This is a genomic window from Variovorax sp. GW821-FHT09A10 (assembly GCF_059418385.1).
Window position 1 is genome coordinate 31691 of the sequence record NZ_JBWKPT010000011.1, and the last position, 22419, is coordinate 54109.

Consider the following 22419-nt stretch of genomic DNA (forward strand, 5'->3'; position numbering starts at 1 on the left):
ACATGAAGTTCTCCGTGTTCCAGGTCAGCCGCAAGGGCGGCCGTCTCAAGAACGAAGACCGCATGGGCTATTGCTACACGCGGGAGTCGGGTCTGTTCGTGCTCGCCGACGGCATGGGCGGCCATCCTGAAGGCGAAGTGGCGGCCCAGCTGGCGCTGCAGACCATCGCCGCGCTGTACCAGCGCGAGGCCCGCCCCACCGTGAAGGACGTGAAGGCCTTCCTGGCCGAGTCGGCCATGTCGGCGCACCAACAGATCATGCGCTACGCGAGCCACAAGGCGATGCTCGACACGCCCCGCACCACCGTGGTCGCGGCCGTGCTGCAGAACGCCACCGCCACCTGGCTGCATTGCGGCGACTCGCGCCTGTACGTCGTGCGCGACGGCCGCCTGCTGACCCGCACGCGCGACCACTCGCATGCCGAGCGCCCCAAGCCCCACGGCGCGACCGACGCGCCCGTCAACCGCAACCTGCTGCTGACCTGCCTGGGCTCGCCCACCACGCCGCTGTTCGACGTGTCGGCGCCGTTGCCGCTGCAGCGCGGCGACCGCCTCATGCTGTGCTCCGACGGCGTCTGGGGCGTGCTCGACGACGCCGTCATCGTGCACACCCTCTCGTCCGGCAAGCCCGTGTCCGACGCCGCGCCCGACCTGGCCGAAATGGCGCTGCGCAAGGGCGGCGCCCACAGCGACAACGTGACGCTGATCGCGCTCGAATGGGAAATGCCCGAGACGCCCGGCGACGACCGCGGCGTGTCCACCGAAACCATCGACGACGGCGTGTTCGCCTCGACCATCCAGGCCGGCATGCCGTCCGACAGCGAGATCGACGACCTCGACGAAGACGCCATCGAGCGCTCCATCGCCGAGATCAACGAAGCCATTCGCCGCTCTGCCGCCCGCAAGACCTGATCTCCTGATCGGGTCTCGCGGTTTTTCTTTTTTCTTTTTCGGTTTCCTCCAGACACATGACTGCTTTCACACGAAGCGGCGGCCGCGCCGCCGACCAGCTGCGCCCCGTGCGCATCACCCGCGGCTTCACCATCCACGCCGAGGGCTCCGTGCTCATCGAGTTCGGCCAGACCCGCGTGCTGTGCACCGCCTCGGTCGAAGAAAAAGTGCCGCCGCACAAGAAGGGCAGCGGCGAAGGCTGGGTGACGGCCGAATACGGCATGCTGCCGCGCGCCACCCACACCCGCAGCAGCCGCGAAGCCGCCAAGGGCAAGCAGACCGGTCGCACGCAGGAAATCCAGCGCCTCATCGGCCGCTCGATGCGCGCCGTGTTCGACCTCGCCGCGCTCGGCGAACGCACCATCCACCTCGACTGCGACGTGCTGCAGGCCGACGGCGGCACGCGCACCGCGGCCATCACCGGCGCCTTCGTGGCCGCACAGGACGCCGTCGACAAGCTGCTGGCCTCGGGGGCGCTCAAGACCTCGCCCATCAAGGGTCAGGTGGCCGCCATCTCGGTGGGCATCGTCGACGGCACGCCGCTGCTCGACCTCGAATACACCGAAGACTCGGCCTGCGACACCGACATGAACGTCGTCATGACCGGCGCCGGCCACTTCGTCGAAGTGCAGGGCACGGCCGAAGGCGTGGCCTTCACGCGCGACGAAATGAACCTCCTGCTCGGCCTGGCCGAGAAGGGCATCGGCGAACTCGTGAGCCTGCAGCAGCAGGCCCTGCTTTCGAACTGAACGACCGACGACCACAACCACGAGCTACTGGCGCCCGTTCATTCATCGGGCATCACAGCCATCTTTGACTTTCCATGAAACTGGTTCTGGCTTCCAACAACGCGGGCAAGCTCGCCGAACTCCAGCAGCTGTTTGCCGAGCTGTCCGTCACCCTGGTGCCGCAGTCGGCACTGGGCGTGGGCGAGGCTGAAGAACCCTTCCGCACCTTCGTCGAGAACGCGCTGACCAAGGCGCGCCACGCCAGCGCCGCCACCGGCCTGCCGGCCATCGCCGACGACGCCGGCCTGTGCGTCGACGCCTTCGGCGGCCTGCCGGGCGTCGACACCGCCTACTACGCCACGCAGTTCGGCTACGCCAAGGGCGACGCCAACAACGTGAAGGCGCTGCTCGAACAGCTCGACGGCGTGGTCAACCGCCGCGCCGCGCTGGTCAGCACGCTGGTCGCGCTGCGCCGCCACGACGACCCCGAGCCGCTCATTGCCGTCGGCCGCGTGGTCGGCGAGATCGCGCCTGCGCCCATCGGCGACAACGGCTTCGGCTTCGACCCCGTCATGTACCTGCCGACCTTCGGCAAGACCTTCGCCCAGCTGCCGCCCGACGTGAAGAACGCCAACAGCCACCGCGGCCGCGCCGCGCAGGCCATGCTCGCCCTGATGCGCGAGCGCTGGTTCTGACCCATGGCCACCGTCTTCCCGATCCAGCCCGCCCAAGCCGGCGGCGCCCCCCAGGCCAATGACGTGCTGCACTGGATGCGCCCCGGCCCGCTGCAACTCGCCGCGCTGCCGCCGCTGTCGCTGTACATCCACCTGCCGTGGTGCCTGCGCAAGTGCCCTTACTGCGACTTCAACTCGCACGAGTGGCGCGCCACGAGCGAGGCCGACATCGACGGCCTTCCCGAAGCCGCCTACATCGACGCGCTGATCGCCGACCTCGACGCCGCGCTGCCGCTGATCTGGGGCCGCACCGTCCACACCATCTTCATCGGCGGCGGCACGCCCAGCCTGTTCTCGCCACAAGCCATCGACCGGTTGCTGGGCGACGTGCGCGCACGCCTCAAGCTCGCGCCCGAGTGCGAGATCACGCTCGAGGCCAACCCCGGCACCTTCGAGCGCAACCGCTTCCGCGCCTACCGTGCAGCCGGCGTCACGCGCCTGTCGGTGGGCGTGCAGAGCTTCAACGACGAGCACCTCACGGCGCTGGGCCGCGTGCACGACCGCGCCCAGGCCATCGCCGCGGTGGAAGAGGCCGCGAGCGCCTTCGACACCTTCAACCTCGACCTGATGTACGCCCTGCCGGGCCAGACCATGGAAGGCCTCGACGCCGACCTGACCCAGGCTTTGGCGCTTGCGCCGCCGCACATCTCGATCTACCACCTCACCATCGAGCCCAACACCTGGTTCGCCAAGTTCCCGCCTACGCTGCCCGAGGACGACATCGCCTACGCCATGCTCGACCGCATCACCGAGCGCACGGGCGCGAGCGGCATGTCGCGCTACGAGGTCTCGGCCTATGCACGCGACGGGCACCAGTGCGCGCACAACCTCAACTACTGGCAGTTCGGCGACTACCTCGGCATCGGCGCCGGTGCGCACAGCAAGCTGAGCTTCGCGCACCGCATCGTGCGGCAGGTGCGTTATCGCGAACCGCGCCTGTACATGGAGAACGCGCGTGCCGGCATGGCCGTGTCGCAGAGCGACGAAGTGGCGCTGGCCGACCTGCCGTTCGAGTTCATGCTCAACGCGCTGCGGCTGAGGCAGGGCTTCACGCTGCCCCAGTTCAGCGAGCGCACGGGCCTGGCGATGACGTCGATCCAGCGCGGCATGGAAGAGGCCGAACGCAAGGGGCTCGTCGCACGTGACCTGTTTCGCGTGTGGCCGACCGAGCGCGGCCTCGACTTCCTGAGCGACCTGCAGACGCTGTTCCTGCCCGACGACGAGTAAGGCTGCGCCGTCAGCTTAAAATCGACGGTTCCGGAGAGTTGGGTGAGTGGTTTAAACCAGCAGTCTTGAAAACTGCCGACGTGAAAGCGTCCGTGAGTTCGAATCTCACACTCTCCGCCATCAGCCCGCTGTTCATGCAGGCTCGCGATCGGGGGCAAGCCATTTGCCCCTTCACGCAACCTACCTCCCCGACCCGTACCGCCGCACCAAAATGCGCGTCCCTGCCGCAGCCTCAAACTGCTGCCAAGCCAGCACCGCATTCCCCACTTCATTCATCGCCAGATCCGGCGAAACCGCAATTTCGTCCGTGCCCTCCTGAGCCACCGGCGCCCCCCAGCCATCCGCCAGCGTGTGCCGAGCCGCATAGAGATCGCTCGTCCCCACCCCATTGCCCTGCGCCCACGCCACCAGCGCATTGGTCGCATCGTCCACACCCAATGCAGGCAAGCTCGCCAACGCCTGCGAAGCCGCCGCCCGCACCGCACGGTCCGCGCCGAACGCAGCCCCCGGCGCCGCCGTCGCCGCCATGAGCGCGTTGTCCAGCCGCCCCCAGCTCACGACCGCCGCACCCGCTGCATTCATGCGCAGCACGGGCGTGCTCAGCAATGCTTGCGTGGCGACGAACGGAGCACCCACCCGCGCGGTGCCGCTCTGCCATGCCCCCGCCGAGAAGCGCTTGAACCACACGGCGCTCTCCCACTGGTTGCTGCCGCCGGGCAGGTCGGCCTGGCCCCAGGCGAGCAGTGCGTTGCCGGCGGCGTCGATCACCAGGTCGTGGGCGCCGATGGAGTGGCCGGTGCCGGTGTCGGGCACGAGTTCGGTGGCCGTGGTCCAGGTGCCGCTTGCGTTGGTGCGGTTGGTCCAGAGCGAGGCGCTGCCGCCGTCGGAGCGCTTCCACACGGCGACCGATTCGCCGGACCCCGCGACCACGACGGCCGGGTCACCGTCGACGCTGCCCACGACTTCGTTGGTCTCGATGAGCGCAGCGGTGCCCCAGCCGCCGGCCGGGGTGTAGCGGTTGGCGTAGATGCTGAAGCGCGTGGCCGGCCCGATCTGCGACCACACGGCGACGGCGTTGCCGTTGGCGTCGATGCCCACGCTGGCGTTGCCGACGATGCCGGTGCCGGTCTCCAGCAGTGCGGGGCTGCCCCAGCCGCCCGCGGGGTCGACGGGCAGCGCCCACAGGTCGTAGCCGGTCACGGAGCTCAGCTGGGTCCACAGCACGACGGCGCGGCCGCTGGGCTTGTCGATGGCGACGCGGATGTCGCGCACGCCGCCGGCGTTGGCCTCGAGGCGCTGCGGCGCGGTCCAGCCGCTGCCGGGCAGGTAGCGACTGCCCCACAGGCGATCCACCTGGGGGTTGCCTTCGATCTGGCGCCACACGACCAGCGCGCGCCCCTGCGCATCGATCGCGGTCTTCGGCAGGCTGGCGCCGCCGGCCGACAGCGCCGACGCATCGCCCCAGCCGATCACGGGCGGCGCGGCCACGAAGGTGGCCGTCACGCCGAGCGCGGCGTCCATCCGCACGGTGCAGGTGCCGGCGTTGCCGCTGCAGGCGCCGCCCCAACTGCCGAGCACCTGTCCTGCCGCTGGCGTGGCCGCGAGGACGATCTCGGTGCCCGCGTTGAAATCGGCACTGCAGCGATCGGTGCAGTCGATGCCCGCAGGCTGCGATCCGACGCGGCCGTTGCCGGTGATGCCGACCTCCAGGCGATGCGTCACTGTCGCCGGCGGGGGCGCGGGCGGAAAGAGGCCCAGGGGTGGCAACGTGCCGCCGCCTGATCCGCCACCACCACCACAGGCCGCCAGCAGGGCCAGTGCGCCCGTCCACACCATCCACCGTCCGTAGCTGTTCGTCTTCGTCATGTCCGTGTTCCTCCTCGTCCGCTGGCACCGGGGCCCGGCGCCTTCTGTGCTTGTTCGTTCAAGAGGGCCGGATCGTAGGGACGGCTGCGCGTGCGGCCCATAGCACCTTCGGGCACCTGCCCGAAGGTGCTATGGGCCGGTGCAAGGTGTCCCGATAGGCTCGCTACATGACCTCTTCACGAACGCGCCTCTGCTCGCCCTTGCTTCTCATCGCTGCCGCTCTGGCAGCTGGATGCGCTTCGCAGGCCGTGACCGACGACGCCATCGTCACGAACACCTCTCGGGCGCTGGGCCTGCCGCCGCAGGCGTTCACGATTTCGAACCGGGCCGACAGCGGTGTGCAGACGACCTTCCAGGCGCGCACCGACGGTGGACGGGTCTACAGCTGCTACGTGGAGGGTTCGGTGTCGGTCGCGGGCCGGGTGGTCAGCGATGCCATCTGCCAGGAGATGCGCCAGAGCGACGCCCCCGCGTCCGCGCGCCGCCCCGCCACGCGGCCGGCGACGGGCCCCGCACCGGCCTGCAATGCGCTGCTGCGCGCGGCCGGTCGTTGCAACTGAGGCTTCGCGACAGCCGGTGCGGCACCGATGCGCCGGCGTAGACAACAATGGCGCCCTACGAGGAGAGGGCGCGGGCCGGGCCCGCACCCGAGGATCACGGCACCATGAAACTCCTGCTTGTCGACGATCACCCGCTGTTCGGTGTCGGCTTTGCGCATGCGCTGACGCACGCCCGTCCCGACTTCGACGTGCAGACCGCGCTCTCGCTGGCCGAGGGCGTAGCGCGGGCCTCGCAATGCGCGCCCGACATCGTGCTGATCGACTACCGCCTGGGCGGTGAAGATGGCCTCGAAGGCCTGCGCCTCTTCGGTGCCCGGCATCCCCTCGTGTCGCGTCTGATGATCTCGGGCGACGAGGAACCGGCACTCGCCGCACGCGCACGCGCCGCGGGTGCGGCCGGCTTCATCGGCAAGTCGCGCTCGGTGGCGCACATCGCAGCGGCGCTAGACGAGGTGGCCGCGGGCGGCGAGTCTTTCGACGTGCTGACCTCGCGCACCGGCCTGCCGGTCGCGAGCCTTACGCCGCGCCAGCTCGAAGTGCTGCTGCTGGTGGCCCAAGGCCGTCAGAACAAGCAGATCGCCGCCGAGCTGGCGATCGCGGAGCGCACGGTCAAGCTCCACATCACGGCGCTGCTCGACACGATGGACGCGCGCAACCGCACCCACCTGCTGGTCCAGGCGCGGCGCGCGGGGCTGTGGCTGGCGCAGGAATGAGATGAGCGCGTCGTCCCCGGTGCAGGCGCCTTCCAACGCCGACGTGGTGGCGGAGGAGGCCGTGGCACCCGCCCCGCACGCACGCCTCCGCGCGTGGTCGGCCCTGTCGGACCTGCAACTTGAGCAGCTGACGCAGATGATCCGCTCCACGCCGTGGTCGTGGATGCTGGCCGCGGTCGGCGGGTTGCTCTGCTACCTCGAATACGCAGCGGGGCCCGATGGCCCGCGGGTGCGGGCGTGGGTCGTCGTCTATGGCCTGGTCATCGCCGCGCGGATGGGCCTCTGGCTGGCCTGGGCGGTGCGGCCCGGGCTGCGCGCGAACCTGGCGGCGATGGTGTGGCCCGTCATGGCCAGCAACCAGCTGCTGGCCTTGCTCTGGGGCGTGCTCAGTGCGCTGCTGTGGCACGAAGGGCCGGCGCAGGCCGAGGCCATTCTTCACATCGCGATGGTGACGGTGTCGCTCGGCGGGGCGATCCGCCTCTCGACGATCGGGCGGGCGGCCATGGCCTATGTGGTGCTCATCCTCGGCCCGCTGGTGCTGCGCGACATCTGGTTCGGCGGCAGCTACCACCTGGCCATGGCGTTGATCGTGACGCTCATCGGCGTCTACACGCTGCTGAGTTCCAGGGAGCTCTCGCGCGCGCTGCACGAGATACAGGCGCAGCGCCGGCGCAATGCCGAACTGGTGACCGCGCTGAGCGCCGAAAACGAACGCAGCCGCTCGGCCCGCCAGACCGCCGAAGAGGCCGTGGCGGCACGCATGCGCTTCTTCGCCTCGGCCAACCACGACCTTCGCCAGCCACTCAACGCGATGGCGCTGCTGGCGCAGACCCTGCACACGGTCAGCACGCAACCGCAGGTGCAACAGCTCTCGGAGCAGCTGGTAGCTTGCGCCGACGGCATGACCGACGTGGTCGACGACCTGCTCGACATCACGCGCGCCGATGCCGGATCGATCAGCCCGCAGTGGTCGCTCTTCGCCATCGACGAGTTGCTGCGCGACTGCTGCCGGCCGCACCAGGCGGTGGCCGCAGCCAAGGGGCTGAAGTTCGAGATGGCGATCGACCCTGCCACCGTCCGCAGCGACCGCGCCTTGCTCACGCGCGTGCTCACCAACCTGCTGGCGAACGCCATCCGCTACACCCGCAAGGGCACGGTGCGCATCGGCGGCTCGGTCGACAACGGCCGGCTGCGCCTGGCCATCGAAGACACGGGCATCGGCATCACGCCCGAGCACCTGCCGCACATCTTCGACGAGTTCTATCAAATCGATAACCCGGCGCGCGACCGCCGCCTGGGCTACGGCCTCGGCCTCGCAACTGTCAAGCGATTGAGCGAGCTGCTCGACCTGGGCGTGACCGTGCGCTCGCAGCCGGGGCAGGGCAGCGTGTTCGACGTGCAGGTACCGTTGGCCGATGCGAGCGAGGGCGGCCGGACGGATGACGCCGAACGGCTCGTCGCGTCATCGACCGCCGCATTGGCCGCGCGCGTGCTCGTGCTCGACGACGACCAGAGTTCGTTGCAGGCGCTGCAAGGGCTGCTGGCCTCCTGGGGCGCGGAGGTCCGCGCCGCGAGCGACATGGCGGGTGCGCTGGGCTGCCTGCAGGCGGGCTTCCGGCCCGATGCGCTCGTGGTCGATTTGCGGCTCGGCGCGCAGGCCAGCGGCATCCAGGCCATCGCAGACCTGCGCCTCGCATTGAACGAGGCGGAACTGCCCGCGTTGATCGTGACCGGCGATGTGGGAGGCGACTACCTGGCGGCGGCACGCGAGGCCGGCCTGCCGGTGCTCGTCAAGCCGGTGCGGCCTTCGCAGCTGCGCGCCTTCCTGGGCCATGCGCAGGCCTGGGCACGAGCGGGTGTCTCGAACGATTAGCTGAAAGCCTCGGCGCGATTCACTCCGCCCCTCGGACATACGCGGCGACTTCGCGCTGCGTCACGCGACCCCATCAGATGCCTCGCCTGGGCAAGGTTCCGCGCTTGCGATGACGCGGGAAAACACCGACGTCGCGTTCATTGACTGCGCAACTCGCAATCCCTAAAGTTCGATCGACTGATCAATTGAGCAGTTGAAGATCAAATGTTCACAAAATACACGACATGGACCCCGAACTGAGCCTTTCCATCCGCGCCGCATGGCTGGCCTACGTGGGCGGCCACACGCAGGAGCAAATCGCCGAGCGCCTGGGTGTCTCTCGCGTCAAGGTGCAACGGCTGATCGCCTCGGCCATGCAAAGCGGATTGATCAAGTTCTTCGTGGAAGGTGTGCCGGCCGAGTGCATGGCGCTCGAAGACAAGCTGGTGCAGGCCTTCGGCCTCAAGCGCTGCGTGGTCGTTCCCGACACGCAGGTCGCGCTGGACGACGCGACCGACGCAATCCCCGCACTGGCGGTGGCTGCGGCCCGCCAGTTGACCCGTGTGCTCGATGCCGGCGAGGTGCGCACCCTCGGCGTCGGCCATGGCCGCACGCTGGCGGCCATGGTGGAGCGGATGCCCGCAGCGATTCGCCGCGACACCCGTTTCGTCTCGCTGCTGGGCAGCCTCACGCGCCGCTCGGCGGCCAACCCCTTCGACCTGATCGCCAAGCTGGCCGAGCGCACAGGCGGCGAGTGCTACTTCATGCCGGTGCCGTTCCTGGCCGACAGCCGGGCGGATGCACAGGTGCTGCGCGCCCAGCGCGGCGTGCAGCACGTGCTCGAGCTCGTGCGCGAGTGCCAGCTCTGCGTTGTCGGCGTCGGCGACCTGGGCCCCGACACCCATCTGCTGCGCACCCAGTCGGTCACGGCCGACGAGCTGGCGGCGCTGCGCAAGGCGGGGGCTGTCGGCGAACTCGCCGGCTGTTTCGTGGCGTCGAACGGCAAGCCGGTGACGTGCGAAATGAACGAACGCGCGGTCGGTGCCTCCCTGGACGACTTGCGCGGGCGCGACGTGCTCGCGGTGGCCGGCGGCACGTACAAGGCCGAGGCGATCTGCGCGGTGCTCAACACCGGCCTGATCACCGAACTGATCGTCGACGAGGCGACCGCGCAGCTGTGCCTGCGCCTTCAGGCGGGGCCGGCCCAGTGACCGCGCCCGCATCTTCCGGCCGTCGGAGTCGGTGCCCGTAGCGCGCCAACGCCGACCGGAACACACAGACAAGTCCACAAGATCAACAGGCAGGAGGTTCACATGGGTGCTCAGCTCGGAATTCCCGCGCGCCAACCGTTCCGTTTGCGCACGTCGGCCTGCGTGTGGACGGCGGTGCTTCTGCTGTTGCTCGTGGCGATGGCACTGGACACCAAGGCGGTCCGCATCGGCTCCAAAGAAGACGCACGGGCCGACGCGTTTTCGGCCGAGGCCTACGGCAAGAAGGCGTTTGCGCCCATCCAGTCGCTGATCGAGAAGGCAGCCGTCGACGCCCAGGTGCTGGCGCGGGCCCTCGCGGCGGACAAGGCGGCCGCGGGCGAAACGTACGGCAAGCCGGGGAGCGTCGGACCGATCTTTCCGGTCCGGTTCATCGGGACGGTCGGCGAGGGGCGTGCAGGCATCTTCACCGTGGCGGTCGACGGCCTGCCTGAAGGCCTGCAACTGCGCGTGCAAACCGGGCCGGCCATCAACGGCACCGACGTGCGCGACGCGACGGGCACCGTCGCCTTCGGCCAGTTCACCAACCAGATCGACTACCAGGACGCGGGCTCGGCGCTGAACAACGAGGTCAAGACGCAGGTGCTCGGCACGCTCGACCGCAACGCACTCACCGGCAAGAAGGTCGAGGTCGTCGGTGTGTTCCAACTCATCAATCCGTCGGGCTGGCTTGTCACGCCCGTGCGGCTGAGCGTGCAATGAGCGCCGCTTGCGTCACCCCGCATCCCGGCCACGGGATCGTGCTGTCGGCGCGAAACATCGCCAAGTCGTACGGCAGCGTGCAGGCGCTCAAGGGCGTGAACTTCGACATCCACCGCGGGCAGGTCACAACGCTGTTCGGCGAGAACGGCGCCGGCAAGTCCACGCTGATGAAAATTCTCTCGGGGGTGGTCACGCCCACGTCGGGCGAGATCGTGCTTGACGGCGTGCCGGTCGTCCTGGCTTCGGCCGCGGACGCACGCGAACGCGGCATCTCGATCATTCACCAGGAGCTGAGCCTGGCACCGAACCTTTCGGTGCGCGACAACGTCTTCATGGGGCGCGAGCTGCGCACCCTCACCGGGGTCGACTTTGCCGAAGAGGCGCGGCGCACGCAGGCACTGATGGCCGAGCTCGAAGAGGTGATCGATCCGCTGACGCTCGTCGAAGACCTGCGCCTGGGACAACAGCAGATCGTCGAGATCGCGCGTGCGCTGTCCGTCAACAGCCGCATCCTGATCATGGACGAGCCCACGTCGGCGCTCTCGGCGGTGGAGGTGGAAGCGCTGTTCAAGGTGATCCGCGACCTCACCTCGCGCGGCGTGTCCATCGTCTACATCTCGCACCACCTGGAGGAGGCGCTGCAGATCACCGACCATGCGGTGGTGCTGCGCGACGGTGCCATGACGGCGAAGGCGCCGCGCGACGAGATCGATCTCGAATGGATCGTGCGTCACATGGTCGGCGAGAACTTCGATCTCGGCAGTCCGCCGACAGGCTACCCCTTCGGCCCGGTGGCGCTGGCGATCGAGAACGCCGTCCTCACCGAAAGCGCCGGGGTCGACGTGGTCGACCACGTGTCGCTCGATGTGCGCGCGGGCGAAATCGTCTGCATCTACGGCCTGATGGGCGCGGGCCGCACCGAGCTGCTGGAGGCCGCGGCCGGCCGGTCCGCACTCGATGGCGGTCGCGTGCTGCTCGAAGGTCAGGACGTGTCGCACCTGAGCATCGCGCAGCGCATCGCAAAGGGCCTCGCCCTGGTGCCCGAAGACCGCCAGCGCGACGGCCTCGTGCAGACGATGAGCGTCGGCCAGAACCTCTCACTGGCCAGCATCGGCGCATTCGTGCGCGGGTTGTTCACGTCGAAGTTCCGGGAACGTGCACTGGTCGACGAGTCGATCCGTCGCGTCACGGTCAAGACCAGTAGCGGCCAGGCGGACATCGGGTCGCTGTCCGGCGGCAACCAGCAGAAGGTGGTCATCGGAAAGATGCTGGCCACGCACCCGAAGGTCTTGCTGCTCGACGAGCCCAGCCGGGGCATCGACATCGGTGCCAAGGCCGAGGTGTTCCGCCTGCTCGCCGAGCGCGCGCGACAAGGGCTCGCCGTCGTCTTCTCGACCTCGGAGGTGAGCGAATGCCTGGGCGTCGCGCATCGGATCGTCGTCATGCGACGGGGGCGGATCTCGGCCCAGTTCGGCGCCGACGCCACCAAAGAAATGATCATGGCCGCCTCCGGCGAAGCCATGGTTGCCTGAAGCCCTCGAGCGGACATCCCCATGAGCGAAGCCACATCCACAGCCCTGCCTTCCCGTCCTGCCAACGTGGAGGGCGGCGGCTTCGACATCGTCCGCCTGCTGCTCGAAGGGCGCGCCTTCTTCGCGCTGATCGCGATCGTGGCCGTGTTCTCGTTGCTGTCGCCGGTGTACTTCTCGACGGGCAACTTCCTCATCATGTCCTCGCACGTCGCCATCTTCGGGCTGCTGGCGATCGGCATGATGATCGTGATCCTGACCGGCGGCATCGACCTGTCGGTCGGCTCGACCCTCGGCCTGTGCGGGGTCGTGGCCGGCTACCTGATGCAGGGCGTGACCATCGACGCGCTCGGCCTGGTGCTCTACCTGCCGGTCTGGGCCGTGGTGCTGCTGACCTGCGCACTGGGCGCTTTCGTCGGGGCCGTCAACGGCGTGCTGATCGCCTGCTTCAAGGTGCCGGCCTTCGTGGCGACGCTGGGTGTGCTCTATGTTGCGCGCGGCGTGGCGCTGTTGATCACCAACGGCCTGACCTTCAACGACCTGGGCGGCCGTCCCGAGCTCGGCAACACGGGTTTCAACTGGCTCGGCTTCGATCAGGTCTTCGGCATGCCGGTGGGCGTGCTGGTGCTCACCATGGTCGCTCTGGTGGCCGTCGTTCTGCTCAAGCGCACGGCCTTCGGGCGCTGGGTGTATTCGACCGGCGGCAACGCGCGCGCCGCCGAGCTGTCGGGCGTGCCGGTGCGATTCACGACCATCACCGTCTACGTGCTGTCGGGCGTGTGCGCCGCCATTGCGGGGCTGGTCCTGTCGTCGCAACTGACCTCGGCCGGCCCGACGGCAGGCACCACCTACGAACTCACCGCGATCGCTGCGGTCGTGGTCGGCGGCGCGGCACTGACTGGCGGACGTGGCAACGTGCAGGGCACGCTGCTCGGTGCCTTCGTCATCGGCTTCCTGTCGGACGGGCTCGTGATCATCGGCGTGTCCTCGTACTGGCAGACCGTCTTCACGGGCGCGGTGATCGTGCTCGCGGTGCTGCTGAATTCCATCCGGTACGGCCGTCGGCCCGCGCGTTCCGCAGTCCCTGCCGCTGCTGCTGCTGCATCTCATCCTCCCCGGCCCGCGGCCACCAAAGCCTGACGCGCTCTGCGAGGAATGAAGACCTGTTCCGTCCGCCGCATCCGCGGCATCTGTTGAAGAAAAGCCAACCCAAGGGAGATGAAGTCATGTTGAAAACCACCCGTCGCACGCTGCTCGCCGCACTCTCGCTCACACCGCTCATGACCGTTCCGGCATGGGGCCAGGGCAAGGGCCTGATCACGATCATCGTGAACGACCCGGCCAATCCGTACTGGCTCACCGAGGGCGAGGTGGCGAAGGCCACGGCGCAGAAGATGGGCTACACCGCGGTCGTCGTGGCGCACACCGGCGACACCAACAACGAAAGCCGGCTCGTCGACACGGCCATCACCAACAAGTCGGTCGCCATCATCCTCGACCCGGCGAATGCCAGTGGCTCCGTCGGTGCCGTGCAGAAGGCCGTGGCCGCCAAGATTCCCGTGATCCTCGTGAACGCCGAGATCAACAAGGAAGGCCTGGCACAGGCGCAGCTGGTGTCGAACAACGCCCAGGGCGCCGCACTCGGCGCGCAGCATTGGGCCGAGTTGATGGGCAACAAGGGCAAGTACGTCGAACTCGTCGGCGCGCCGTCCGACAACAACGCCGCGACCCGCTCGAATGGGTTCAAGACCGTGCTGAGCCAGTACCCCGACCTGGCCAAGGCCGGCTCGGAAGTCGCCAACTGGAACCGGACGCAAGGGCACAACAAGATGCAGTCGCTGATGCAGGCGAACCCCGACGTCAAGGGCGTCATCAGCGGCAACGACGAAATGGCCCTCGGCGCCATCGCGGCGCTGAAGAAAGCGGGCAAGTTCAGCGGCGTCGTCGTTGGCGGCTTCGACGGGTCGCCCGATTCGGTGGCCTCCATCAAGGCCGGCGAGCTGGCCTACACGGTGCTGCAACCGGTCGCCGTGTTCGCTGCCGCCGCCGTGCAACAGGCCGATTCGTTCATCCGCACCGGCAAGACCGGCGCGAAGACCGAGAAGCAGCTGTTCGATTGCCTGCTGATCACCAAGAGCAACGCTGCCAAGTACACGGCACCGTTCGTCCTGGCCAAGTAAGCAAGGCCGGGCCACCCGCCACGAGACGCCCCGACGGCCACGTCGGCGCGAAGAAACGGAACGCACATGAAACTCGCCATTGCCGCGGACACCGCCGGCGCGCCCCTTGCCGAGATCCTCGCCAGGCACTTCGCAGGCCGGGACGGTCTCGAAGTGACCCACATCGGATTGCCGGAGGAGGGCACCGAGTTCTTCTATGCCGACCTCTCGGACCGGGTGTGCCAGGGCATTCTCACGGGCACCTACGACCGCGCCATCCTGGTGTGCGGGACCGGCATCGGCGTGTGCCTCTCGGCCAACAAGGTGCCCGGCATCCGTGCGGCGCAGACGCACGACACCTACTCCGCCGAACGCGCCGCGCTCTCGAACAACGCGCAGGTCATCACGATGGGTGCGCGGGTGATCGGGCCCGAACTGGCCAAGTCCGTGGCCGAGGCCTACCTGGCGTCCAGCTTCGACCCGAACGGCAAGTCGGCGAGCAACGTCCGGGCGATCGATGCCCTGGACGCGAAGTACCACGCGAAATGCTGACCGACATGGCCGCAGCGTTCGACCGGCAGACCGGGCATCGATGAAACGCGACCTCATCATCGGCGTGGATGCCGGCACCTCCGTCATCAAGGCCGTGGCTTTCGATCTCGAAGGGCGCCAGGTGGCGATGGCCAGCGTGCCGAACCAGGTGCTGCTCGGCCCCGACGGCGCGGCCGAACAGGACCTCGATGGCACATGGGCCCACACCGCCGCCACCCTGCGCGCACTCGCCGAGCGCGTGCCCGACCTGGCCGCGCGTGCGGTGGCGTTGGCTGCCACCGGCCAGGGCGACGGCACCTGGCTGATCGACGCAGAAGGGCGGCCTGTCGGCCCCGCGATGCTGTGGCTCGACGCGCGCGCCAGCCGGGAGGTGCAGGCGCTGCGCGAGACACCAGCGTCGCGTCGGCTCGCCGCGCGCACCGGCAACGCGCTCAGCCTGTCGATGCAAAGCGGTCAGTTGCTGTGGTTGCGCGCGCATCAGCCCGAACGTCTGGCGCGGGCCGCATCGGCGATGCATTGCAAGGACTGGCTCTTCTTCAAGGCCACCGGTGTGCGGGCGACCAGCCCCTGCGAAGGCGTCTACACCTTCGGCGACTTCAGAAGCCTGGCCTATGACGACGAGGCGCTGGCCTGGCTCGGCCTGGCCGACCTGAAGCACCTCTTGCCCCCGATCGTCGACGGCACCCGCAGCCATGCGCCCCTGAGCCGCAGCGCCGCCGCTGAAACCGGGCTGCCCGAAGGCCTGCCCGTGGTGCTCCCGCTGATGGATGTGCCCTTGTGCGTGCTCGGTGCCGGCGGCGTGGCGTTCGATGCGCAGGGGGCGTTGCGGCATGTCGGCTGCTCGGTGCTGGGCAGCACCGGCATGCACGGCTGGGTGACCGACAACGTGGCGGCGATCGTGCCCAGTGCCGAGGCCGGCTACACCATCGCCATGCCGTCGCCGGGCCTGCGCGTGCGGCTCGTCTCGCACATGGCGGCCACGCTGAACATCGACTGGCTGGTCGGCCTGCTCGGCAGCGCCGCCGAACTCGCGGGCGGTACGGCCCTGCCACGCGCCCGCATGCTCGAACGGCTCGACGCGCTGGTGCTGTCCACCGCGCCGGCGCAGGCCGTCTATCACCCCTACATTGCGGAAAGCGGCGAGCGCGGGCCTTTTGTCGATGCGAATGCGCGTGCGCAGCTCAGCGGCTTCAGCGCCACGCTGGGCGTGGCGGGGCTGGCGCGGGCGGTCTTCGAGGGCATCGCGATGGCCACCCGCGACTGTTATGCCGCGCTCGGCGCGCTGCCCGAAGAAATCCGGCTGTCCGGCGGTGCTGCGCGCAGCCTGGCCTTGCGGCAGATGGTCGCGTCGGTCACGGGGCGCCCGGTGCGGGTGTCGAACCGCGAAGAGTGCGGCGCCGCGGGCGCGGCCATCATGGCCGCCCTGTCGATCGACAGCCACGCGAGCATTCACCAGATGCTGCCGCAGTGGGTCGATGCCTACCTCGACGAGGCCGTCACCCTGCCGGACCCGGGCCAGACCGGTCTCTACGACCAGATCTACCGGCAGTACCACGAAACCGCACAGCGGGCGGGCGCGCCATGGCAAGCCTTGGCCGAAATCCGGCGTGCCCACCTTGCCGTCCCTGTCCAGGAAACCCAATGAATGACTTCGTCTCGCCCGCCGTCCTGGCGCGGGCCTTCGCGCAGGCCGACGCGACCTGGCTGCATCCCGCGCAGCGGCAGCGCGACCTGGCCGAGGCCTCGCGCAGCGTCGCCGACGTGCTCGTGATCGGCGCCGGCGTGACCGGCGCGGGCGCGGCACTCGACGCCGTCGCACGCGGCCTCTCGGTGGTGCTGGTCGATGCGGGCGACATTGCCGTCGGCACCTCGTCGCGATCGGGCAAGACCTTTCACGGGGGCCTGCGCTACCTGGAGCAGCTCAACTTCAAGCTGGTCGCGCACGCCATCGAGGAGCGCGACCTGATGGTCAAGGTCCTGTGCCCGCACATTGCGCGCCCGGAGTCGTTCCTCTATCCGCTCACGCACGCCTGGTGGGAGCGGCCCTATGTCGGCGCCGGCGTGCTGCTCTACGACCTCTTCGGCCTGAAGGGCGGCGCCGTCCCGCGCCAGCGCCACTTCGGCCGGGCAGCACTCAAGCGGCACATTCCGTCGATCGACGCACAGCGCGTGGTCGGCGGTGTCCAGTACTACGACGCGCTCATGGACGACGCGCGCCACACCCTCGCCGTCGTGCGCACCGCGGCCGGCCGCGGCGCCAAGGTGATCACCCGCGCGCCCATGGTCGACTTCATCAAGGAGGGCGAGCGCGTCGCGGGCGTCGTCGTGCAAGACCGGCTGACCGGCGAGCGGCATCGACTGGCGGCGCGTGCGGTGATCAGCGCCACCGGCATCTGGGCGGACGACATCCAGCAACGCGCGGGTGCCAACACCTTCCGCGTGCAACCCGCCAAGGGCGTGCACATCCTGCTGCGACCGCAGGCGCTGCAGTCCGACACCGGCATCCTCGCCCGCGCCACCGATTCCGTCATCATCGCGCGCCGCTGGTACGGCTACTGGCTCGTCGGCACCACCGACACCCCGTGGAACGGCGACAAGTCGCGCCCGGTCGCCGAAGCGGCCGATGTCGACTACCTGCTCGACAACCTCAACGCCTACCTCGAGCGCAAGGTCAGCCGCGCCGATGTGCTGGGCACCTTCGCGGGCCTGCGTCCGCTGCTGAAGTCGGTCGGCACCAGCGACGCGACCTCGGCGCTGCTGCGCGACCACGCGGTGATCGACGGGCCGCCCGGCCTCACCACCGTCGTCGGCGGCAAGTACACGACCTACCGTCGCATGGCGGCCGATGCGGTCGATGCCGCCGTGAGGCCCCTGGGCGTGCGCACCGCGTCGTCGACCGCCACGCTGCCGCTGGTCGGGGCCGCGAACTGGCTGGCGGTGCGCGACAGCGCGGGCGACCTGGCGCGGCACTTCGGCATGACCCTTGGCGATGCGGGCCGCCTGCTGCAGCGTCATGGCGACCGGGTGCGCGACCTCATGGCACTGGCCGCGTCCGACCCCGCGTTGGGCACGACCCTGCCCGGTGCGCCGCACTACCTGGTCGCTGAACTCGTGCATGCCGTCGTTGCGGAGGGCGCACAGACGCTCACCGACGTGATGACGCGACGCACCCATCTGTCGATCGAACTCGCCGACGGCGCCTTGGCATTGGCGCCCTGGGTCGCCGTTCGCATCGCGCCGCACCTGGGCTGGTCGGCCGACGAAACAGGCCGGCAGATTGCCGCCTATGGCGAACTCATCGCGGCAGAGCGCGCCGCGCTGCGCGGCACCAGTGCCGAGCCTGTGGCGACCGCAGTGCCTGCCGCGGCGGCTGCCGTGCCCCTTTGAAACCATCCGTCCGGCCCACCCGCTCGGGCCGCACCCGGCCCCATCCCTCTGAGGAGACCCGTCCCGTGAGCATGAACCGCGTCATCAACAACCCCGACCTCGTCGTCGAAGACATGCTCGGGGGCTGGCTTCTGGCCCATCCCGACAGCGTGGCGGCGCTGCCCGGCAACGCGCGCGTCGTCAAGCGCACCCTGGCGCCCGAGCGCGGCAAGGTGGGTGTCGTGACCGGGGGCGGATCGGGGCACGAGCCGGGCTTTCTCGGCTACGTGGGCGACGGCATGGTCGATGCCGTCGCGGTCGGCGAAATCTTCTCTTCTCCCACGGCCCGGAGCTTTCTCGACGCGATCCGCGCCGCGGACGGCGGTGCGGGCGTGGCCTGCCTCTACGGCAACTACGCCGGCGACAACATGAACGTCGGCATGGCCCGCCAGATGGCCGAGCGCGAGGGCATCGTGGTCAAGACCGTGGTCGCCAACGACGACGTGCCCTCGGCTGCCAAGGGCGACGAGGCGCGGCGGCGCGGCGTGGCCGGGGAAATCTTCATGTGGAAGGTCGGCGCCGCCAAGGCCGCGCTCGGCGGCTCGCTCGACGAGGTGATCGCCGCGGCGCAAAAGGCCATCGCCAACACGCGCAGCATCGGCGTGGGCTTGTCGGCCTGTGTGATCCCGGCGGTCGGCAAGGCCAATTTCCACATCGAGCCGGGCACGATGGAGGTCGGCATCGGCCACCACGGCGAACCCGGCATCGACGTGCGCGCGACGGCCAGCGCCGCCGAGATGGCGCAGCTCATGCTCGACGTCGTGCTGCCCGACCTGCCGTTCGGCGCGGGCGACCGGGTCGCGGTGCTGATCTCGGGGCTGGGCGCGACGCCGGTGATGGAGCAGTACATCCTCTATGGCGAGGTGGCGCGGCGCCTCTCGGCCCAGGGCATCACGGTCGCGTTCAACCAGGTCGGCAACCTGTTCACCTCGCTGGAGATGATGGGTGTGACGCTCACCGTCATGAAGCTCGACGACGAACTCGAGGTCTGCCTGAAGCACCCGTGCCGCAGCGTCGGCCTGAGCGTGCCCGGCGATGCCGCCAACGCCCGCACCTACAGCGGGAGCCTTCATGCGGCCACAGCGGCCATCGCATCGGCCGTCGAGCCTTCCGTCGCCGGCGCGGCTCCGCGAACGGTCCATGGCCCGGCGGTGGTCCTCGCAGACGCCGGCGGCGTGGTGCGCGACCTGATCGACGCCATCGTGGCGAACCGGCAGTACCTGAGCGAGATCGACGGCCTGATCGGCGACGGCGACCACGGCATCAACATGGCCAAGGGCTTCACCGGCTGCGGCACGCGGCTCGATGCGCTCGGGCCCAAGGCCCAGTCGCTGCCGCTCGCGTTCGAGCAGCTCTCGCAGGCGCTGATGGACGACATCGGCGGTTCGATGGGGCCGCTGTACGGCCACTTCTTTCTCGGCTTCGTCGACACGCTGGCAACGCATGAGCGCCTCGATGCGGCGCTGTTCGGCGATGCGCTGGCAGTGGCCGTCGCCAACGTGCAGGCCATGGGCCATGCGCAGGTCGGCGACAAGACCCTGATCGACACGCTCGTGCCGGCGCGCGATGCCTACCGCACCGCGCTCGCCGGGGGCGGTGGCTTTGCGGCCTGCCTGTCGGTGATGAGCGCCGCAGCCCAGCAGGGGCGCGACGCCACCAAGGACCTGCAGGCCCGCATCGGCCGCTCGGCGCGGCTGGGCGCACGGTCGATCGGCGTGCTCGACGCGGGCGCCACCTCGTGCTGCCTGATCCTGCAGACGCTGGCGACGTCGCTGCAGCGCCAGCTGGCCCATTGAACCCCATCACCGCAACGAGGAACCCCTTCTCATGACTTCCATCCAGGCCGTCGTTTTCGACATGGACGGCATCCTCATCGACTCCGAAGTGCTCTGGCGCCAGGCCCGCGAAGAATTCGCCGCCGACCACGGCATGACCTGGAGTGCCGAAGACCAGGAATCGACCATGGGCTGCAACACCCGCATGTGGTCGCGCCTCATGGTCGAGCGACTCGACCTGCGCGCCAGGCTCGGCATGGACGAGGCGGCGATCGCCGGCGAGATCAAGGGCCGGCTGCTGGCGAAGTACGAAGCGCACCTGCCCGAGCGCGAAGGCGCCATCGCTGCAGTGCGTCTGGCCGCGACCCGCTACAAGGTCGCGCTGGCCTCCGGTTCGCCGAACGAACTGGCCGCGCATGTGATGAAGGTGACCGGCCTGGACCAGGTCTTTCTGGCCGCGACCTATGGCGACGACGTGGCGCACGGCAAGCCCGCCCCCGACATCTACCTCGACGTGCTGAAGAAGATCGGCGTGGCGCCCGCGCAGGCCGTCGGCGTTGAAGACTCCGGCAACGGCATCCGTTCGCTGCATGCGGCCGGCATGGGCATCATCGCGGCGCCGGGGCCGGAGTTTCCGCTCACCGACGAGGTGCTTGCCCTGGCCGATGTGCGCATTGCCGAGATGACGGAATTCAACCTCGACCTCGTGGCGCGCGCGGGCGCCGCCCAGTTGGCAAGGCAGCGCTGAGGGGCTGCCAACGCGCGGGGCTCAGCCGGCCGCGAAGGCGTGCGGCATGCCATCCGCACCAAACGCCACACCGCGCGCTTCCAGCTTCTCGCGCGCGGCGTGATGCACCACGCCGCGTTTGCGGGTGTCGGACTCCAGCAGCCTGCGCAGCGTGGCCTCGCTGACGTTGGCATGGCGCACCACTTCCACGCGCACGCCCCAGAATTTGTCATTCGCAAAACGATCCAGGATCTCTGCGTCTGCATCCGGGTTCATGGCCGCCACGGCGCGGATGGACTGATTGGGGTCCGTCAAGAAGGGCTCGAGTTCAGCCGCATGGGCCGCGCCACTGGCAGCGATGTAGCGAAGCTCCTCTGCCGCTTTCTGTTCAGGTGTCTTTTTGGCCATTGCGCTCTCGAAGGGATGAAGCGCCACCAGCTTCTCATGCGCCATGGCCGATGCGTGCGAATTCCGGCCGCGCCAGTCGGGTATGCGGCTGGGCATTCCATGGCGCGCCGCGTCCTGCGCAGAAGTCGCTCGCGCAAACTGGCGCTCCTGCGGCGATGGAGTTGATCAGCGGCCCGCGACTGCGTGCCCCGCAATCGCATCGATCACCGGCGTCCACGTCACCTTCGGCAGCGCGTGGCCCATGCCCTCGATGGTCACCATCCGGGCACCGGGCACGTGGCGCGCCACATCCTTCCCGCACTCGATCGGCACCAGCGGATCGACATCGCCGTGGATCACCAGCGTCGGCACCTTCAGCGACGCCAGCCGCTCCCTGCGGCTGCCCGAGGCGATGATCGCCGCGAGCTGGCGCGCGTAGCCGGCCGGGTGCAGGCCGCGTTCGAACGTGCGTTCCGCGCGCGCGGCGTCGAGTGCTTCTTCCTCGGGATGCGAGCCGGCGCGCAGCACCTTCATCACCTGCTGCTGGCGCGCGATGTAGCCGGCGCGGTCCAGCGGCGTGGGCGTGAGCAGCACCTGCAGCGCCTGGGGTTGGGGCGGCGGCAGGTCGGGGGCGCCGCTGGTCGCCATGATCGACACCAGCGTGCGCACGCGTGCCGGGTGGCGCAACGCGATCTCCTGGCCGATGGCCCCGCCCATCGAGGCGCCGACGATGTGGGCACTCTCGATATCGAGCGCATCGAGCAGGCCGACGGCATCGTCGGCCATGTGGGCCAGTGTGTACGGCACCTGCGATGCGCTCACGGGCACGCCGGCCAGCGCCTGCCCCAGCAGCTTCGCCACATCGGGAATACCCGCGATGGTCAGGCGCGTGGACAGCCCGATGTCGCGGTTGTCGAAACGGATGACGCGGTAGCCGCGCGCGGCGAGGCGTTCACAAAAGGCCTCGTCCCACGCAATCATCTGCGTGCCCAGGCCCATGATCAACAGCAGCGGTGGCGCGGCCGGATCGCCGAAGCAGTCATACGCCAGCTCGATGCCATTGGACGAAGCGAACAGGGTGGAGGCGGGGTCGCGATGCATGGTGCGTGGAGGTGAAAGGAAGGGGAGAGAAAGGAAGAGAAGCGAAAGGCAACCGTCGCGCGTTGCGCTTTGTGCCCTGCGGCCGGGACGGTGTTTCGTGGACGATCTTTCCGTGGGGCCCCGCAGCGAGAAAGGTTCGTTCAGACCAACCGCGAGTGACTTC

The 22419-nt window shown here is 69.2% G+C and carries 20 protein-coding genes and 1 tRNA gene; 18 read left to right on the forward strand and 3 right to left on the reverse strand.

Translation table 11 applies throughout. The features are described from left to right. Nucleotides 1-2: 2 nt before the first annotated feature. The 5 genes from AC07Q9_RS27920 (at nucleotide 3) to AC07Q9_RS27940 (ending at nucleotide 3759) form a co-directional block, all read left to right on the forward strand. Nucleotides 3-911 carry a PP2C family protein-serine/threonine phosphatase gene (locus AC07Q9_RS27920; protein WP_062476311.1) on the forward strand — a complete coding sequence of 303 codons (909 nt, stop codon included), beginning with the start codon at nucleotides 3-5 and terminating at the stop codon, nucleotides 909-911. 56 nt (nucleotides 912-967) lie between these two features. Next, nucleotides 968-1699 (forward strand): ribonuclease PH, encoded by a 732-nt coding sequence (rph, locus tag AC07Q9_RS27925; protein WP_369629988.1) that lies wholly within the window; start codon nucleotides 968-970, stop codon nucleotides 1697-1699. A 74-nt stretch (nucleotides 1700-1773) separates the two neighbouring features. Then, entirely contained in the window at nucleotides 1774-2373 is a 600-nt protein-coding gene (locus tag AC07Q9_RS27930) for a non-canonical purine NTP pyrophosphatase (protein WP_070062009.1), read from the forward strand. 3 nt (nucleotides 2374-2376) lie between these two features. After that, a complete protein-coding gene (hemW, locus tag AC07Q9_RS27935; RefSeq protein WP_495312534.1) occupies nucleotides 2377-3639 on the forward strand; it encodes a radical SAM family heme chaperone HemW in 1263 nt (420 codons plus the stop codon). Nucleotides 3640-3671: 32 nt separating this feature from the next. Further along, a tRNA-Ser gene (locus AC07Q9_RS27940) sits at nucleotides 3672-3759 on the forward strand. Between the two features lie 60 nt (nucleotides 3760-3819). Here the strand turns inward: AC07Q9_RS27940 and AC07Q9_RS27945 are convergent. Further along, entirely contained in the window at nucleotides 3820-5505 is a 1686-nt protein-coding gene (locus tag AC07Q9_RS27945) for an InlB B-repeat-containing protein (RefSeq protein ID WP_495312535.1), read from the reverse strand. Between the two features lie 248 nt (nucleotides 5506-5753). Between AC07Q9_RS27945 and AC07Q9_RS27950 the strand changes: the two genes are divergently transcribed. The 13 genes from AC07Q9_RS27950 to AC07Q9_RS28010 all read left to right on the forward strand — a co-directional run bounded on the left by AC07Q9_RS27950 (nucleotide 5754) and on the right by AC07Q9_RS28010 (nucleotide 20789). After that, a complete protein-coding gene (locus AC07Q9_RS27950; protein ID WP_495312536.1) occupies nucleotides 5754-6065 on the forward strand; it encodes a hypothetical protein in 312 nt (103 codons plus the stop codon). Nucleotides 6066-6169: 104 nt separating this feature from the next. Continuing rightward, the gene (locus AC07Q9_RS27955) at nucleotides 6170-6778 is read left to right on the forward strand and encodes a response regulator transcription factor (RefSeq protein WP_495312537.1); all 609 of its coding nucleotides are present in this window, start codon (nucleotides 6170-6172) and stop codon (nucleotides 6776-6778) included. 1 nt (nucleotide 6779) lies between these two features. Continuing rightward, nucleotides 6780-8651, forward strand: a complete 1872-nt coding sequence (locus AC07Q9_RS27960; RefSeq protein ID WP_495312538.1) for an ATP-binding response regulator — start codon at nucleotides 6780-6782, stop codon at nucleotides 8649-8651. Between the two features lie 224 nt (nucleotides 8652-8875). Next, nucleotides 8876-9841, forward strand: coding sequence for a sugar-binding transcriptional regulator (locus AC07Q9_RS27965; protein WP_495312539.1), 966 nt, complete (start codon nucleotides 8876-8878; stop codon nucleotides 9839-9841). Between the two features lie 102 nt (nucleotides 9842-9943). Then, a complete protein-coding gene (locus AC07Q9_RS27970; RefSeq protein WP_495312540.1) occupies nucleotides 9944-10600 on the forward strand; it encodes a DUF2291 family protein in 657 nt (218 codons plus the stop codon). After that, a complete protein-coding gene (locus tag AC07Q9_RS27975; RefSeq protein WP_495312541.1) occupies nucleotides 10597-12132 on the forward strand; it encodes a sugar ABC transporter ATP-binding protein in 1536 nt (511 codons plus the stop codon). Before AC07Q9_RS27970 ends, AC07Q9_RS27975 begins: the two co-directional genes overlap by 4 nt. A 21-nt stretch (nucleotides 12133-12153) precedes the next feature. Continuing rightward, the gene (locus tag AC07Q9_RS27980; RefSeq protein ID WP_495312542.1) at nucleotides 12154-13269 is read left to right on the forward strand and encodes an ABC transporter permease; all 1116 of its coding nucleotides are present in this window, start codon (nucleotides 12154-12156) and stop codon (nucleotides 13267-13269) included. A gap of 86 nt (nucleotides 13270-13355) precedes the next feature. Continuing rightward, entirely contained in the window at nucleotides 13356-14309 is a 954-nt protein-coding gene (locus AC07Q9_RS27985; protein WP_495312543.1) for a D-ribose ABC transporter substrate-binding protein, read from the forward strand. A 66-nt stretch (nucleotides 14310-14375) separates the two neighbouring features. After that, nucleotides 14376-14840, forward strand: coding sequence for a D-erythrulose-4-phosphate isomerase (gene derI / locus AC07Q9_RS27990; RefSeq protein ID WP_489057743.1), 465 nt, complete (start codon nucleotides 14376-14378; stop codon nucleotides 14838-14840). Nucleotides 14841-14880: 40 nt separating this feature from the next. Further along, nucleotides 14881-16485: an FGGY family carbohydrate kinase gene (locus AC07Q9_RS27995; protein ID WP_495312544.1), complete on the forward strand. Its 1605-nt coding sequence runs from the start codon at nucleotides 14881-14883 to the stop codon at nucleotides 16483-16485. Beyond that, complete coding sequence (locus AC07Q9_RS28000; RefSeq protein ID WP_495312545.1) at nucleotides 16482-18227, forward strand: glycerol-3-phosphate dehydrogenase/oxidase; 1746 nt, start codon at nucleotides 16482-16484, stop codon at nucleotides 18225-18227. The genes AC07Q9_RS27995 and AC07Q9_RS28000 overlap by 4 nt, the downstream gene beginning before the upstream one ends. Before the next feature lie 71 nt (nucleotides 18228-18298). After that, complete coding sequence (gene dhaL / locus AC07Q9_RS28005; RefSeq protein WP_495312623.1) at nucleotides 18299-20062, forward strand: dihydroxyacetone kinase subunit DhaL; 1764 nt, start codon at nucleotides 18299-18301, stop codon at nucleotides 20060-20062. Nucleotides 20063-20093: 31 nt separating this feature from the next. Beyond that, nucleotides 20094-20789, forward strand: a complete 696-nt coding sequence (locus AC07Q9_RS28010; protein ID WP_495312546.1) for an HAD family hydrolase — start codon at nucleotides 20094-20096, stop codon at nucleotides 20787-20789. Between the two features lie 21 nt (nucleotides 20790-20810). Here the strand turns inward: AC07Q9_RS28010 and AC07Q9_RS28015 are convergent, their stop codons facing one another. After that, on the reverse strand, nucleotides 20811-21221 hold the full coding sequence (locus AC07Q9_RS28015) for a hypothetical protein (RefSeq protein WP_495312547.1): 411 nt from the start codon (nucleotides 21219-21221) through the stop codon (nucleotides 20811-20813). A 120-nt stretch (nucleotides 21222-21341) separates the two neighbouring features. Further along, nucleotides 21342-22256 carry an alpha/beta fold hydrolase gene (locus tag AC07Q9_RS28020; protein WP_495312548.1) on the reverse strand — a complete coding sequence of 305 codons (915 nt, stop codon included), beginning with the start codon at nucleotides 22254-22256 and terminating at the stop codon, nucleotides 21342-21344. Nucleotides 22257-22419: the final 163 nt, after the last annotated feature.

What these genes read in the sequence shown, in the direction of transcription:
- AC07Q9_RS27920 (WP_062476311.1), top strand. Translation starts at nt 3, where the DNA reads ATGAAGTTCTCCGTGTTCCAGGTCAGCCGCAAGGGCGGCCGTCTCAAG.
- rph (WP_369629988.1), top strand. Translation starts at nt 968, where the DNA reads ATGACTGCTTTCACACGAAGCGGCGGCCGCGCCGCCGACCAGCTGCGC.
- AC07Q9_RS27930 (WP_070062009.1), top strand. Translation starts at nt 1,774, where the DNA reads ATGAAACTGGTTCTGGCTTCCAACAACGCGGGCAAGCTCGCCGAACTC.
- hemW (WP_495312534.1), top strand. Translation starts at nt 2,377, where the DNA reads ATGGCCACCGTCTTCCCGATCCAGCCCGCCCAAGCCGGCGGCGCCCCC.
- AC07Q9_RS27945 (WP_495312535.1), bottom strand. Translation starts at nt 5,505, where the DNA reads ATGACGAAGACGAACAGCTACGGACGGTGGATGGTGTGGACGGGCGCA.
- AC07Q9_RS27955 (WP_495312537.1), top strand. Translation starts at nt 6,170, where the DNA reads ATGAAACTCCTGCTTGTCGACGATCACCCGCTGTTCGGTGTCGGCTTT.
- AC07Q9_RS27960 (WP_495312538.1), top strand. Translation starts at nt 6,780, where the DNA reads ATGAGCGCGTCGTCCCCGGTGCAGGCGCCTTCCAACGCCGACGTGGTG.
- AC07Q9_RS27965 (WP_495312539.1), top strand. Translation starts at nt 8,876, where the DNA reads ATGGACCCCGAACTGAGCCTTTCCATCCGCGCCGCATGGCTGGCCTAC.
- AC07Q9_RS27970 (WP_495312540.1), top strand. Translation starts at nt 9,944, where the DNA reads ATGGGTGCTCAGCTCGGAATTCCCGCGCGCCAACCGTTCCGTTTGCGC.
- AC07Q9_RS27975 (WP_495312541.1), top strand. Translation starts at nt 10,597, where the DNA reads ATGAGCGCCGCTTGCGTCACCCCGCATCCCGGCCACGGGATCGTGCTG.
- AC07Q9_RS27980 (WP_495312542.1), top strand. Translation starts at nt 12,154, where the DNA reads ATGAGCGAAGCCACATCCACAGCCCTGCCTTCCCGTCCTGCCAACGTG.
- AC07Q9_RS27985 (WP_495312543.1), top strand. Translation starts at nt 13,356, where the DNA reads ATGTTGAAAACCACCCGTCGCACGCTGCTCGCCGCACTCTCGCTCACA.
- derI (WP_489057743.1), top strand. Translation starts at nt 14,376, where the DNA reads ATGAAACTCGCCATTGCCGCGGACACCGCCGGCGCGCCCCTTGCCGAG.
- AC07Q9_RS27995 (WP_495312544.1), top strand. Translation starts at nt 14,881, where the DNA reads ATGAAACGCGACCTCATCATCGGCGTGGATGCCGGCACCTCCGTCATC.
- AC07Q9_RS28000 (WP_495312545.1), top strand. Translation starts at nt 16,482, where the DNA reads ATGAATGACTTCGTCTCGCCCGCCGTCCTGGCGCGGGCCTTCGCGCAG.
- dhaL (WP_495312623.1), top strand. Translation starts at nt 18,299, where the DNA reads ATGAACCGCGTCATCAACAACCCCGACCTCGTCGTCGAAGACATGCTC.
- AC07Q9_RS28010 (WP_495312546.1), top strand. Translation starts at nt 20,094, where the DNA reads ATGACTTCCATCCAGGCCGTCGTTTTCGACATGGACGGCATCCTCATC.
- AC07Q9_RS28015 (WP_495312547.1), bottom strand. Translation starts at nt 21,221, where the DNA reads ATGGCGCATGAGAAGCTGGTGGCGCTTCATCCCTTCGAGAGCGCAATG.
- AC07Q9_RS28020 (WP_495312548.1), bottom strand. Translation starts at nt 22,256, where the DNA reads ATGCATCGCGACCCCGCCTCCACCCTGTTCGCTTCGTCCAATGGCATC.